This window comes from Roseateles sp. L2-2, from assembly GCF_050613215.1.
In the GTDB taxonomy this organism is placed as follows: domain Bacteria; phylum Pseudomonadota; class Gammaproteobacteria; order Burkholderiales; family Burkholderiaceae_C; genus Roseateles; species Roseateles noduli.
The window spans coordinates 2,816,393-2,829,389 of the sequence record NZ_CP192509.1 but is presented as its reverse complement, the minus strand read 5'-3'; the positions used below and the strand labels follow the sequence as shown (position 1 = coordinate 2,829,389).

Sequence of the window (12,997 nt, the reverse complement as noted above, 5' to 3'; positions counted from 1 at the left end):
GCAACCCTGGGGCCCCCGAGGCGGTACACATTGTCGCCCGGCTGGCCGCCCGTCCGGGGCATCCGCCCGGCAGGGACATCACGCAAGGATCATCTCCATGAGCAGCGAACAGATCAAACACATCTCCGACGCCTCGTTCGACAGCGACGTCATCCAGTCCGACAAACCCGTGCTGGTCGATTACTGGGCCGAGTGGTGCGGCCCCTGCAAGATGATCGCCCCCATCCTGGACGAAGTCGCCAAGGACTACGGCGACCGCCTGCAGATCGCCAAGCTGAACGTCGACGACAACCGCGAAGTGCCGGCCAAGTTCGGCATCCGCGGCATCCCGACCCTGATGCTGTTCAAGGGTGGCCAGCTCGCCGCGACCAAGGTCGGCGCGTTGTCCAAGGCCCAGTTGACGTCCTTCCTCGACGCCAACCTATAATGATTCCATTCGTCGGGGCCCCAGCGGCCCTGGCAAACAACTTGCCACCACGCCCTCCCGGGCCCAACGGCGTCTTCGGACGCCGTCGACGTTCCGGGTGAGCGCGTGGACTCGGCGCCCAAGACTCCACGCTTTCCTCAAGTCCGCCGCAACGCGGATGCGCGTCCCTTGGGCTCGCCGTTGTTTGTGTCTCTGGCCTTGGCAGGCTCTGGACGACAGACCGGGTCAACCCCCCCATGCATCTTTCTGAACTGAAGGCGCTTCACGTCTCCGCCCTGATCCAGATGGGCGAAGAGCTGGAGATCGACAACGTCGCCCGCCTGCGCAAGCAGGAGCTGATGTTCGCGATCATGAAAAAGCGCGCCAAGGCCGGCGAGCAGGTGTTCGGCGACGGCGTGCTGGAAGTCCTGCCTGACGGCTTCGGCTTCCTGCGCTCCCCCGAGGCCAGCTACATGGCCTCGACGGACGACATCTACCTCTCTCCCAGCCAGATCCGCCGCTTCAACCTGCACACCGGCGACATGGTCGAAGGCGAAGTGCGCGTGCCCAAGGACGGCGAGCGCTACTTCGCGCTGGTCAAGGTGGACCGCGTCAACGGCCTGACGCCGGAGGAGTCCAAGCACAAGATCATGTTCGAGAACTTGACGCCGCTCTTCCCGAAAGAGCAGTTCAAGCTTGAACGCGACATCCGCGGCGACGACAACATCACCAGCCGGATCATCGACCTGATCGCCCCGCTGGGCAAAGGCCAGCGCGCACTGCTCGTCGCCCCGCCCAAGTCGGGCAAGACGATGATGATGCAGCATCTGGCGCACTCGATCGCGGCCAACTATCCCGACGCCCACCTGATGGTGCTGCTGGTGGACGAGCGCCCCGAGGAAGTGACCGAGATGCAGCGCACCGTGCGCGGCGAGGTCATCAGCTCCACCTTCGACGAACCGGCCGCGCGCCACGTGCAGGTCGCGGAAATGGTCATCGAGCGCGCCAAGCGCCTCGTTGAACTGCGCAAGGACGTGATCATCCTGCTGGACTCGATCACCCGCCTGGCCCGCGCCTACAACAACGTGCTGCCCAGCTCCGGCAAGGTGCTGACCGGCGGTGTGGACGCGAACGCCCTGCAGCGCCCCAAGCGCTTCTTCGGCGCCGCGCGCAACATCGAGGAAGGCGGCTCGCTGACCATCATCGGCACCGCGCTGGTGGACACCGGCTCCAAGATGGACGAGGTGATCTACGAAGAGTTCAAGGGCACCGGCAACTGCGAAATCCATCTGGACCGTCGCATGGCCGAGAAGCGCGTCTATCCGTCGATCCTGCTGAACAAGTCGGGCACCCGTCGCGAAGAGCTGCTGCTCAAGCCGGAGATCCTCCAGAAGGCCTGGATCCTGCGCAAGCTGCTGTACCCGATGGACGAGATCGAGGCGATGGAGTTCATCCTCGACAAGATGAAGTCCTCGAAGAACAACCATGATTTCTTCGACATGATGCGCAGAGGCGGCTGATCCAGCCCTCTCCACGCGTCACGCTGGACTTCAAAGAAGCCGCCTCTGGGCGGCTTCTCTCATTTCAGCTATACTCCGCGTTTTTCCGCTGTCGACAAGTGCGCTGCAAGGGGCAGTGTGGCTGGCGGCACTGCAGCGAGGATTTTCAAATGGCCAAAGAAGGCATTCACCCCAACTATCGCGACGTGGTCTTCGTGGACCAGTCCAATGGTGCCCAGTTCGTGATCCGCTCGACGGTGCAAACGAAGGACTCGATCAAGCTGGACGACGGCCGCGAACTGCCGCTGGTCAAGCTGGAAACCTCGAGCGAATCGCACCCGTTCTACACGGGCACGCAGAAGAGCGTGGACAGCCTGGGTGGCCGCGTCGAGAAGTTCCGCAACAAGTTTGCGAACCTGCGCAAGAAGGCCTGAACGGCCCTCCCCGACCGGATCTGATCCGGTCTCGGCAAAGAAGGCAGCCTCATCGGCTGCCTTTTTTCATGGCCGGCCGCCCCCTCTTCTCCCCGGGGCGACCTCCGTCATCCCGACGTGATGCGTCCTCTGCGTCGTCGCTCGACGGGACACCGCTTCGCTGCCTTTACCGTGCGCTGTCAGGAGACTCGTCCTGAGGTCCGCGAAGCTGCGGCATGATGCGCACCGGCATCCACAACGACAACGAGACAGACGCGCATGAATCTGCCCACCCCGGCCGTCGTGGCCGAGCGAAGCACCCACCCGATCCCGCGCTGGGCCCTGCTGCTGCTGTGCGCGGCCTACGTGCTGCCCGGCCTGTTCGGCCGCGACCCGTGGCGCAATGCCGACCTCACCGCCTTCGGCTTCATCGCCAGCATCGCGCAAGGCCACGCGCCCTGGCTGCAGCCCGCCATCGCCGGCCTGCCCGCCGACGGCGGCCTGCTGCCGTACTGGGTCGGGGCGCTCGGCATCAAGCTCCTGCCCTTCCTCGATCCGTCCGTCGCGGCGCGCATCCCCTTCGGCCTGATGCTGGCCGCCGTCCTGGCGCTGGCCTGGTACAGCTGCCTCCACCTGGCGCGCACCGAGGCCGCCCAGCCGGTCGCCTTCGCCTTCGGCGGCGAGGCCCATGCGGTCGACTACGCCCGTGCCATGGCCGACGGCTGCCTGCTCGCGCTCATCGCCAGCCTGGGCCTGCTGCGCCTGGGCCACGAGATCACGCCCGAGATCCTCCAGCTCCTGGGCATCACGCTGTTCGTCTACAGCCTCTCCGCGCTGCCCTTCCGCGCCTGGAAGGCCCGCACCGCGATGCTGGTGGCGCTGCCGGTGCTCGCTACCAGCGGCGCACCTGCGGTCGCGCTCGCGCTCGCCGTCGGCGCGCTGTGGCTCTGCTTCCGCTCCACCTACGAGGACGCCCGCAAGTTCCTGCCCTGGATCCTCGCCGCGATGGCCCTGGCGGCGCTCGTCGCCTGGCCGATGCACGGCTGGGCCTGGCGCCTCAAGGCCGGCGAACGCAGCGTCCTCGACTGGCTGCGGCTCCTCGGCTGGTTCTGCTGGCCGGCATGGCCGCTGGCCGCCTGGTCGCTCTGGCGCTGGCGCACGCACCTCATGCGCCGCCATCTGTCGGTGCCGCTGCTGGCCTCGCTCGTACCCCTGCTGACCAGCCTGCTGATGGGTGCCGACGACCGCGCCATGCTGCTTGCCCTGCCGCCGCTGGCGGTGCTCGCGAGCTTCGCGCTCCCGACCTTCCAGCGCAGCGCCAGCGCCCTGCTCGACTGGTTCTCGGTCTTCTTCTTCACCCTCGGTGCGATCTTCCTGTGGCTGTACTACATGGCCATGCAGATCGGCTGGCCCGCGAAGCTCCTGGCCAACGTGCGCAAGCTGGCGCAGGGCTACGAGCCGGAGTTCAGCCTGCTGACCTTCGTGGTCGCCGTGCTGGGCACGCTGGCCTGGCTGTGGCTGGTGCGCTGGCGCACCGCGCGGCATCGTCACGCGCTCTGGAAGAGTCTGGCGCTGCCGGCAGGCGGCGTCGCGCTGGCCTGGCTGCTGGCCATGACCTTGGGGCTGCACACGCTGAACTACGCGCGCAGCAACAAGCCCTTGGTCGAGCGCATCGCGGCCCATCTGCCGGCGAACGTCGACTGCATCGCCGCACCGGGTGTGCCGACGCATGCTTTGGCCGCCTTCGAGTTCCAGGGCCACTGGAAAGTCGATGCGACGCAAGACCTGACCCGCACGACCTGCCCGGTGGCCATCACGGTGCAGGCTGAAAGCACGCCGATGCCGCCGAGCGGCTGGCGCGTGCTTGGCGTGGTCCGTCGTCCGACGGACCGTTCCGGCACCTACCTGGTGATGCAAAGGGATCGCTGATCCGGAAAGGCGAAGTCCTCGGTCCCAGATCGAGGAAGTCCTGGCTCGTTCAGGGACGGGGATGCTTGGGGTTTTGCCGCTTGCCGGCAAGGCCCCATGCATCTGCGGCCAAGCGCGCCGAACTCTCGAAAGAAAGCGACCTCAGAAAGCGGAATGGCTCCTTACGGAGCCATTCTTTCGAGTGAGATCACCAAGAATCTCGGATCAAGCAACACCTCAGAGCTCGTCACGCCCCGCCAGCAAGGCTGGGGCGGCTTCATCGCCCATCGCCGTCGCATCGACCAGCCGCACGCGCGCTGCGGGGAACAGCAGCCTGAACCTGGAGCCCTTCCCGGGTTCGCTCTCGATGCGCAGTTCGCCGCCGTGGCGTTGCACGACGTGCTTGACGATCGACAAGCCGAGGCCAGTGCCCCCGGTGTCGCGCGAGCGGCTGCCATCGACGCGATAGAAGCGTTCCGTGAGTCGCGGCAGGTGTTCGCGCGCGATGCCGGGTCCGTTGTCGATCACCGAGATCTCGCCGCCGTTGTCCGGCAGCCAACGCCATTGGAGCTCGATGCGTCCGCCTTCCGGCGTGTAGCGCACCGCGTTGCTCATCAGGTTGGCGATCGAGCTGAGGATCTCCGTCTCGACGCCGGCGAGCTCGACGCCCGTCTGGCGTACGCAGACCAGCTCATGCCGGCCGTTCGACAGCGCCTGCGCGTCCGCGCCGATGCGTTGCAGCAGCGGATCCAGCGAGATCCAGTGATCCGCACCCGGCCGCGGGCTGCCTTCGAGCTGCGCCAGCGTCAGCAGGTCGCCGACCAGCGTCTGCATCCGCGTCGTCTGCTGCTGCATCAGGTGCAGCACCCGCTTGCGCTCGGCCTCGGTCAGCTGGAGGCTGGCCATCGTCTCGATGAAGCCCGCCAGCACCGTCAGCGGTGTGCGGATCTCGTGCGAGACATTGGCGACGAAGTCGCGCCGCATCGCCTCGTTGCGCTCGCGGTCGGTCACGTCCAGCGACAGCACCAGCTTGCGCGACTCCCCGCCCACGCCGTAGTCACGCACCAGCACCTGCAGCGTCGACTTCGCGCGGGTGTTGGTCAGCGTCAGCGGCTGCTGGAAGTTGCCGTTCTGCAGGTAGGAGACGAAGGCCGGATACCGGACCAGATTGGTGATGCGTTGCAGCTTGTCGCGTTGCGGGTCCAACGAGAAATGATCGCCGGCCACCACGTTGCACCACTGGATGTGGTCCTGCCCGTCGAGCAGGATCACGCCGTTGGGCGAGGCTTCGATCGCGAGCAGGAACTGCTCCAGCTGCTGGCGTTCGCGCTCGTAGCGGCGTTCGCGATCGCGCAGGCCGCGCTCCACGCGGTAGGCCATCTCGCCCCACAGGCCGCCGACGCGCGGTGCGTCGTCGTTCTGCTCGCCGCGCAGCCAGGTCACCAGCCGGTGCGCCCGCGCCGCATCCCAGACCGCCATCAGGATCACGGCCGCCGCCGCGGCCAGCGCCGCGGCCAGATGCGGCATGCCCGTCCACTCGCCCAGCCAGTACCCCAAGCCGCCCGCGACGCCGGTGCCCAGCACCAGCATCAGGACGCGAGACAACATCCATGCCATGGATGCGTCCTCAGGCCGACAGGGCGCTGCTCTGCTGGGTCAGCCGGTAGCCGGCGCCACGGACCGTTTCGATCATGCGGGCGCAGCTGACCTTTTCGAGCGCCTCACGCAGGCGCTTGACGTGGACGTCGACGGTGCGTTCCTCGATGAACACATGGTCGCCCCACACGCGGTCCAGCAGCTGCGAGCGGCTGTGCACGCGCTCCGGGTGCGTCATGAAGAAGTGCAGCAGGCGGAACTCGGTCGGGCCGAGCTTGACCTCGACGCCTTCGCGGCTCACGCGACGCGTGCCCGGATCCAGCACCAGGCCGCCGACCTCGACCGCCGTGTCCAGCGCCTCGGGCGCCTTGCGGCGCAGCACCGCGCGGATGCGCGCCAGCAGCTCGTTCGTCGAGAACGGCTTGGTCAGGTAGTCGTCCGCGCCGGCGTCCAGCCCGGACACCTTGTCGACCTCTTCCGCGCGCGCCGTCAGCAGGATGATGGGCAGCTCGCGGGTGCGCGCGGCACCGCGCCATTGACGCGCCAGCGCCAGGCCGGTCTGGCCCGGCAACATCCAGTCGAGCACGACCAGATCAGGCAGCACGCGATCCACTTCCAGCTGCGCCTGCTCGGCGTTGCCGGCCAGCGTGACCTCGTAACCGGCGTGGCGCAGGTTGATGGAGATCAGCTCGGCGATGGCGGATTCGTCCTCGACGACCAGGATGCGACTCATGCGGGGTAACTCCTCTTATTGGGTCCCGCCGGGACGCCCGTGGCGGGCGGGCCGGACGGGTGATCGCTTGTCGGTGCTCAGCGCACCATGTTCTCGACGGCGTCCGGCGAGTTGTGGCGGACGTCGGTGCCCTTGACCACGTAGATGATGACTTCAGCCAGGTTCTTGGCATGGTCGCCCACGCGCTCGATCGCCTTGGCGACGAACACCAGGTCGATCGACGACGAGATGGTGCGCGGGTCTTCCATCATGTAGGTGATGAGCTTGCGCATCAGGCCGTCGAACTCCTTGTCGATCTGGTCGTCGGCCTTCAGCACTTCCAGCGCGCGGTCCACGTCCAGGCGCGCGAACGCGTCCAGCGCCTTGCGCAGCTGCGCGGTGGCCAGCTCGGCTTCGTACGACAGGTCCGACATCGGCAGGCGCAGCCGGCTCGACACGCCGGTGTTGATCAGGCGCTGCACGGTGCGGGCGATGCGGGCGGCCTCGTCGCCGACGCGCTCGAGGTTGGCGATCGTCTTGGACACGGCGATCAGCAGGCGCAGGTCGCGCGCGGTCGGCTGGCGGCGGGCGATGATCGTCGACAGGTCGCGATCGATCTCGATCTCCATCGTGTTGACGATCTCTTCCTGCTTGAGCACGTGGCTGGCGATGTCGCCGCTGAAGGTGCCCAGCGCCTCGACGGCCTGCGCGACCTGCGACTCCACGAGACCGCCCATCTCCAGCACGCGCGTGGAGATGCCGCTCAGCTCGGCGTCGAATTGGGTGGACAGATGCTTGTCGGTCATGGTGTTCTCTCCCTGTTGATCAGCCGAAGCGTCCGGTGATGTAGTCCTCGGTGTCCTTGCGCTTGGGCTTCATGAAGAGCTCCGCGGTCGGTCCGAATTCGATCAGGTCGCCCAGGTACATGTAGGCCGTGTAGTCCGAGCAGCGCGCCGCCTGCTGCATGTTGTGGGTCACGATCGCGACGGTGTAGTCGTGCTTGAGCTCATGGATGAGCTCTTCGATCTTGCCGGTCGAGATCGGGTCCAGCGCCGAGCACGGTTCGTCCAGCAGCAGGACTTCCGGCTTGATGGCGATGCCGCGCGCGATGCACAGGCGCTGCTGCTGGCCGCCCGACAGGCCCGAACCGCTCTGGTTGAGCTTGTCCTTGACCTCGTTCCACAGCGCGGCCTTCTTCAGCGCCCATTCGACGCGTTCGTCCATCTCGACGCGCGACAGCGTCTCGAAGAGTCGCACGCCGAAGGCGATGTTGTCGTAGATCGACATCGGGAACGGCGTCGGCTTCTGGAACACCATGCCGACCTTGGCGCGGATCAGCGAGACGTCTTCCTTGCTGGTGAGGATGTCCTCGCCGTCCAGCAGGATCTGGCCTTCGGCGCGCTGTTCCGGATACAGCTGGAACATCCGGTTCAGCGTGCGCAGCAGCGTGGACTTGCCGCAACCCGACGGACCGATGAACGCGGTCACCTTGTTCTCTGGGATGTCCAGGTTGATGTTCTTCAGCGCGTGGAAGCTGCCGTAGTAGAAGTTCAGGTTCTTCACCGAGAGCTTCGCCTTCTCGGTCACCGGCATGTCGACTTTGACGTCCATGTTGTTTCTCGATTCGTTGGATTCGTGGATCGGTCGCCGCGGCCGGCACGGCCGCGGCGGTCAACCGGTCAATGCTTTTCCTTGAACAGCACACGCGCCAGGATGTTCAGCACCAGCACGCCGATCGTGATGATGAAGACACCCGCCCAGGCGAGTTTCTGCCAGTTCTCGTAGGGGCTCATCGCGAACTTGAAGATGGTCACCGGCAGGCTGGCCATCGGGCTGCCCAGCGAGCTGGTCCAGAACTGGTTGGACAGCGCGGTGAACAGCAGCGGCGCGGTTTCGCCGGAGATGCGGGCCAGGGCCAGCAGCACGCCGGTGATCACGCCGGCGCGGGCCGACTTCAGCGTCACGGTCATGATGACCTTCCACTTCGGCGTGCCCAGCGCGTACGCGGCTTCGCGCAGCGCGTTGGGGATCAGGCTCAGCATGTTCTCCGTCGTGCGGATCACCACCGGGATCACGATCAGCGCCAGGGCCAGGATGCCGGCCAGCGCCGAGAACGACTTCATCCGCGTCACGACGACCGTGTAGATGAACAGGCCCACGACGATGGACGGCGCCGACAGCAGGATGTCGTTGATGAAGCGCACCACGGCGCCCAGCCAGGTCTTCTGGCCGTATTCGGCCAGGTAGACGCCGGCCAGCACGCCGATCGGGGTGCCGATGCAGGTCGCCAGACCCACCATCACCAGCGAGCCGTAGATCGCGTTGGCCAGGCCGCCGTCCTCGGACATCGGCGCGGGCGTCATCTGCGTGAAGGTCGCGATCGTGAGGCCGCCTATGCCCTGGATCAGCGTCTCCAGCAGGATCCAGATCAGCCAGACCAGGCCGAAGGCCATCGCGGCCAGCGACAGGGACAGCGCGATCGTGTTGATGCGCCGGCGCTTCTTGTACATCGCCAGGCGCTTGGCGTCGGTCGCGCTCATGAGCGGGCTCCTTCGTTCTTCTTCAGCTTGTTGAGCAGGACCTTGGAGAACGCCAGCACCACGAAGGTGATGAAGAACAGGACCAGGCCCAGGTAGATCAGCGAGGCCTGGTGCAGGCCCGCGCCGGCTTCGGCGAACTCGTTGGCCAGCGCCGAGGTGATGCTGTTGGCGGCTTCGAACACCGACAGCGAATTCAGCTGGTTCATGTTGCCGATCACGAAGGTGACGGCCATGGTCTCGCCGAGCGCGCGGCCCAGTCCCAGCATGATGCCGCCGACGACGCCGGTCTTGGTGTACGGCAGGACGACCTTCCAGACCACTTCCCAGGTCGTGGAGCCCAGGCCGTAGGCCGATTCCTTGAGCATCGCGGGGGTGACCGAGAACACGTCGCGCATCACCGAGGCGATGAACGGGATGATCATGATGGCCAGGATGATGCCGGCCGACAGGATGCCGATGCCCACGGGCGGGCCGGACACCAGCGCGCCCAGGTAGGGGATGCCGCCGAACAGCGACTGCAGCGGCTGCTGCACGTAGGTGGCCAGGATGGGGCCGAACACCAGCAGGCCCCACATGCCGTAGACGATGGAGGGGACCGCGGCCAGCAGCTCGATGGCGATGCCCAGCGGGCGGCGCAGCCAGCCCGGCGAGAGTTCGGTCAGGAACAGCGCGATGCCGAAGCTCACCGGCACGGCGATCAGCAGTGCGATGAACGAGGTCATCAGCGTGCCGTAGATCATCACCAGGCCGCCGAACTGTTCCTTGGTCGGATCCCATTCGGCGGTGACCAGGAAGTTCAGGCCGAACTGCTTGATCGCGGGCGCGGCCCCGATCAGCAGCGAGCCGATGATGCCGGCCAGCAGCGCCAGCGTCAGCCAGGCCGCGCCATGCGTCAGCAGCGAGAACACCGCGTCGGCCCACGGCGCGACGCGACGTCTCGGTGTCGGGCTGCCGCCTGGCTTGGCGCGCTCCTCGCCGCGCTCTCGGTCAATGGAATTGGCTGGAAGTATTGCGGCCACGGGGCCTCCGCTGGAGTGTTGGGATTCCCGGCGCGCCGCCCGCCTCCTCCGGCCGGTCCGACGCGTCCGTCACGACGTCTCTGTCGAGATCTTCTTGAGGTCCTGTGCGAAAGCCCGGTGTCCTCTGGGAGAGCACCGGGCCGTCTTCGTCAGGAGACGATCACTTGAAGCTGACCGCCTTGCCCGAACCGTCCTTCACGCTGGCCGTCCACTGCTTGCGGACCAGGTCCTTGACGCTGGCCGGCAGCGGCACGTAGTCCAGGTCGTCAGCCATCTTGTCGCCCTGGGTGTAGGCCCAGTCGAAGAACTTCAGGGTCGCGGCGGCCTGGGCCGGCTTGTCCTGGGCGACGTGCATCAGGATGAAGGTGGCGCCGGTGATGGGCCAGCTGTCCTTGCCGGCCTGCTCGGTCAGCACCTGGTAGAACGATTGATCCCACTTGGCGCCGGCGGCGGCGGCCTTGAAGGCGTCGTCGCTCGGGCTGACGAAGGCGCCGCTGGCGTTCTTCATCAGCACGTAGGTCATCTTGTTCTGCTTGGCGTAGGCGTATTCGACGTAGCCGATCGAGTTCGGCAGACGCGTCACGAAGGCCGACACGCCTTCGTTGCCCTTGCCGCCCGCGCCGGTGGGCCAGTTCACGGCCGTGCCTTCACCGACCTTGTCCTTCCATTCGGCGTTGACCTTGGACAGGTAGTTCGTGAACAGGAAGCTGGTGCCCGAACCGTCGGCGCGGCGGACCACGGCGATGGCAGCGTCCGGCAGCGCCACGCCCGAGTTCAGGGCGGCGATGGCGGGGTCGTTCCACTTGGTGACCTTGCCCAGGTAGATGTCGGCCAGGACCTTGCCGTCCAGCTTCAGCTGGCCGGGGTTGATGCCCTTGACGTTGATCACGGGCACGACGCCGCCGATCACGGTCGGGAACTGGACCAGGCCGTCCTTGGCCAGCTGGTCGTCCTTCAGGGGGGCGTCGGACGCGCCGAAGTCGACGGTCTTGGCCTGGATCTGCTTGATGCCGGCGCCGGAACCGACCGACTGATAGTTGATGCGGACACCGGTGGCCTTGTTGTAGGCGTCGGCCCACTTGGCGTACACGGGAGCCGGGAACGAAGCACCCGCACCGGTCACTTCTTGAGCATGGGCCGCGGAGAACATCGCGGCGCACGCGGCGAACAGCAGGCCAGCACGCAGTTGATTCATGATCATTCAGTCCTATCGCTTGGGTTGGTTGGCGAACGGAACGGATGCTATGACCTCAATGTGACACATCCGTGACGCGACCCGGGAACCGGAAAAATCTCGTTACGTAGAGCGCCCAGAGGAGAAATGGGGCTTGGCGGACCATCGGCCGACCATTGTCATATTCGATTCACCCCGCTGTCATCTTCGATCCCTAGCCTACCGGAAGCGAAGAAATACCCCGAAGAGTCGCGCCCGACGCGACCCGACCAATGCAAATCGGGCCGCGGACGCTTGCGCGTCGGCGGCCCTTCTTTTTGGGTCGGTGCAGTCGGTGGAAGTGGGTCAGCCGCCGCGGATGGCGTCCGCCAGTCGCTCGGCGCAGCGCTGCGCAAGGTCGGCATCGCTGGCTTCGACCATGACGCGCAGCAGCGGTTCGGTGCCCGACTTGCGGATCAGCACCCGTCCCCGGTCGCCCAGTTCGGCGGTGACCTCGGCCTCGACACGGGCGAGCGCGGGATTGCTCTTCCAGTCCAGATGGTCGGCCTGCAAGCGGACGTTGATCAGCGTCTGCGGGAACAGCGTGACGCCGTCCAGCAGGTCCGCCAGGCGACGTCCGCTGCGGCAGACGGCCTCCAGCACGAGCAGGCTGCTCACGATGCCATCGCCGGTCGTATGACGGTCCAGCGACAGCAGGTGGCCGGAGCCCTCCCCGCCCAGTTGCCAGCCGCGGGCGGCCAGCTCTTCGAGCACGTAGCGGTCGCCAACCTTGGCGCGGACGAACTCGACATCCCGCTGGCGCAGCGCCAGTTCGACCGCCATGTTCGTCATCAGCGTGCCGACCGCACCCGGGACGCGCTCGCCGCGCGCCAGCCGGTCCGCCACCATGACGTAGAGCAGTTCGTCGCCGTTGTAGAGGCGCCCGTCGGCGTCCACCATCTGCAGCCGGTCGGCGTCGCCGTCCAGCGCGATGCCGTAGTCGGCCTGATGTTCCTTGACCGCAGCCACCAAGGCCTGCGGTGCGGTCGCGCCGACCTTGTCGTTGATGTTGTAGCCGTCGGGCTTGTTGCCGATGGTGATGATCTCCGCGCCCAGTTCATGGAACACGGACGGCGCCACCTGGTAGCCCGCACCGTTGGCTGCGTCGATGACGAGCTTCATGCCGCGCAGGCTGAGATCGGTGCTGAAGCTGGCCTTGCAGAACTCGATGTAGCGCCCCTGCGCGTCGTCCAGGCGCCGGGCGCGTCCCAGGCTGGCCGAATCGACCCAGACCGGGGGTTCGTCCAGCACGGCCTCGACGTCCAGCTCCCAGGCATCCGGCAGCTTCTCGCCCTTGGACGAGAAGAACTTGATGCCGTTGTCGGCGAACGGGTTGTGCGAGGCCGAGATGACCACACCCAGATGCTGACGCAGCGCGCGGGTGAGGTAGGCGACGCCGGGCGTCGGCAGCGGGCCGGTCAGCAGCACGTTGACCCCGGCCGACGCAAACCCCGCTTCCAGCGCGGACTCCAGCATGTAGCCGGAGATGCGCGTGTCCTTGCCGATCAGCACGCTGGGCTTGGCGTAGCTGCGCTTGAGCACGCGCCCCACCGCGTGCCCCAGCCTCAACATGAAATCTGGGGTGATCGGGGTGCGGCCCACGGTTCCGCGAATCCCGTCGGTTCCGAAATACTTTCGGCTCATTGAGGCGATCTCCTGCGACTTCTTGATCTTGAATCCGCAGATTGTCG

At 66.5% G+C, this 12,997-nt stretch carries 12 protein-coding genes; 4 read left to right on the top strand and 8 right to left on the bottom strand.

What is annotated here, in order from left to right:
* The first annotated feature begins 97 nt into the window (after positions 1 to 97).
* From trxA to ACQZ13_RS12705, 4 genes are all read left to right on the top strand, one after another.
* Positions 98 to 427, top strand: coding sequence for a thioredoxin TrxA (trxA, locus tag ACQZ13_RS12720; RefSeq protein ID WP_088406647.1), 330 nt, complete (start codon positions 98 to 100; stop codon positions 425 to 427).
* A 236-nt stretch (positions 428 to 663) separates the two neighbouring features.
* Entirely contained in the window at positions 664 to 1,926 is a 1,263-nt protein-coding gene (gene rho, locus ACQZ13_RS12715; protein ID WP_067270357.1) for a transcription termination factor Rho, read from the top strand.
* 149 nt (positions 1,927 to 2,075) lie between these two features.
* Entirely contained in the window at positions 2,076 to 2,339 is a 264-nt protein-coding gene (locus ACQZ13_RS12710; protein ID WP_431052413.1) for a type B 50S ribosomal protein L31, read from the top strand.
* Between the two features lie 258 nt (positions 2,340 to 2,597).
* Entirely contained in the window at positions 2,598 to 4,247 is a 1,650-nt protein-coding gene (locus ACQZ13_RS12705; protein ID WP_431052411.1) for a hypothetical protein, read from the top strand.
* 216 nt (positions 4,248 to 4,463) lie between these two features.
* Here ACQZ13_RS12705 and phoR read toward each other — a convergent pair whose 3' ends face one another.
* The 8 genes from phoR to glmM all read right to left on the bottom strand — a co-directional run bounded on the left by phoR (position 4,464) and on the right by glmM (position 12,950).
* Positions 4,464 to 5,843: a phosphate regulon sensor histidine kinase PhoR gene (gene phoR, locus ACQZ13_RS12700; protein WP_431052409.1), complete on the bottom strand. Its 1,380-nt coding sequence runs from the start codon at positions 5,841 to 5,843 to the stop codon at positions 4,464 to 4,466.
* A 10-nt stretch (positions 5,844 to 5,853) separates the two neighbouring features.
* On the bottom strand, positions 5,854 to 6,555 hold the full coding sequence (gene phoB / locus ACQZ13_RS12695) for a phosphate regulon transcriptional regulator PhoB (RefSeq protein WP_088406639.1): 702 nt from the start codon (positions 6,553 to 6,555) through the stop codon (positions 5,854 to 5,856).
* A gap of 77 nt (positions 6,556 to 6,632) precedes the next feature.
* Entirely contained in the window at positions 6,633 to 7,340 is a 708-nt protein-coding gene (gene phoU, locus ACQZ13_RS12690) for a phosphate signaling complex protein PhoU (protein ID WP_088406637.1), read from the bottom strand.
* Between the two features lie 19 nt (positions 7,341 to 7,359).
* A complete protein-coding gene (gene pstB, locus ACQZ13_RS12685; RefSeq protein WP_067270340.1) occupies positions 7,360 to 8,145 on the bottom strand; it encodes a phosphate ABC transporter ATP-binding protein PstB in 786 nt (261 codons plus the stop codon).
* Positions 8,146 to 8,213: 68 nt separating this feature from the next.
* The gene (gene pstA / locus ACQZ13_RS12680) at positions 8,214 to 9,074 is read right to left on the bottom strand and encodes a phosphate ABC transporter permease PstA (RefSeq protein ID WP_088406635.1); all 861 of its coding nucleotides are present in this window, start codon (positions 9,072 to 9,074) and stop codon (positions 8,214 to 8,216) included.
* Positions 9,071 to 10,084 carry a phosphate ABC transporter permease PstC gene (gene pstC / locus ACQZ13_RS12675; RefSeq protein WP_431053216.1) on the bottom strand — a complete coding sequence of 338 codons (1,014 nt, stop codon included), beginning with the start codon at positions 10,082 to 10,084 and terminating at the stop codon, positions 9,071 to 9,073. Before pstC ends, pstA begins: the two co-directional genes overlap by 4 nt.
* 169 nt (positions 10,085 to 10,253) lie before the next feature.
* Entirely contained in the window at positions 10,254 to 11,288 is a 1,035-nt protein-coding gene (gene pstS / locus ACQZ13_RS12670; RefSeq protein WP_431052406.1) for a phosphate ABC transporter substrate-binding protein PstS, read from the bottom strand.
* 324 nt (positions 11,289 to 11,612) lie between these two features.
* Positions 11,613 to 12,950, bottom strand: a complete 1,338-nt coding sequence (glmM, locus tag ACQZ13_RS12665; protein WP_431052404.1) for a phosphoglucosamine mutase — start codon at positions 12,948 to 12,950, stop codon at positions 11,613 to 11,615.
* Positions 12,951 to 12,997 lie beyond the last annotated feature (47 nt).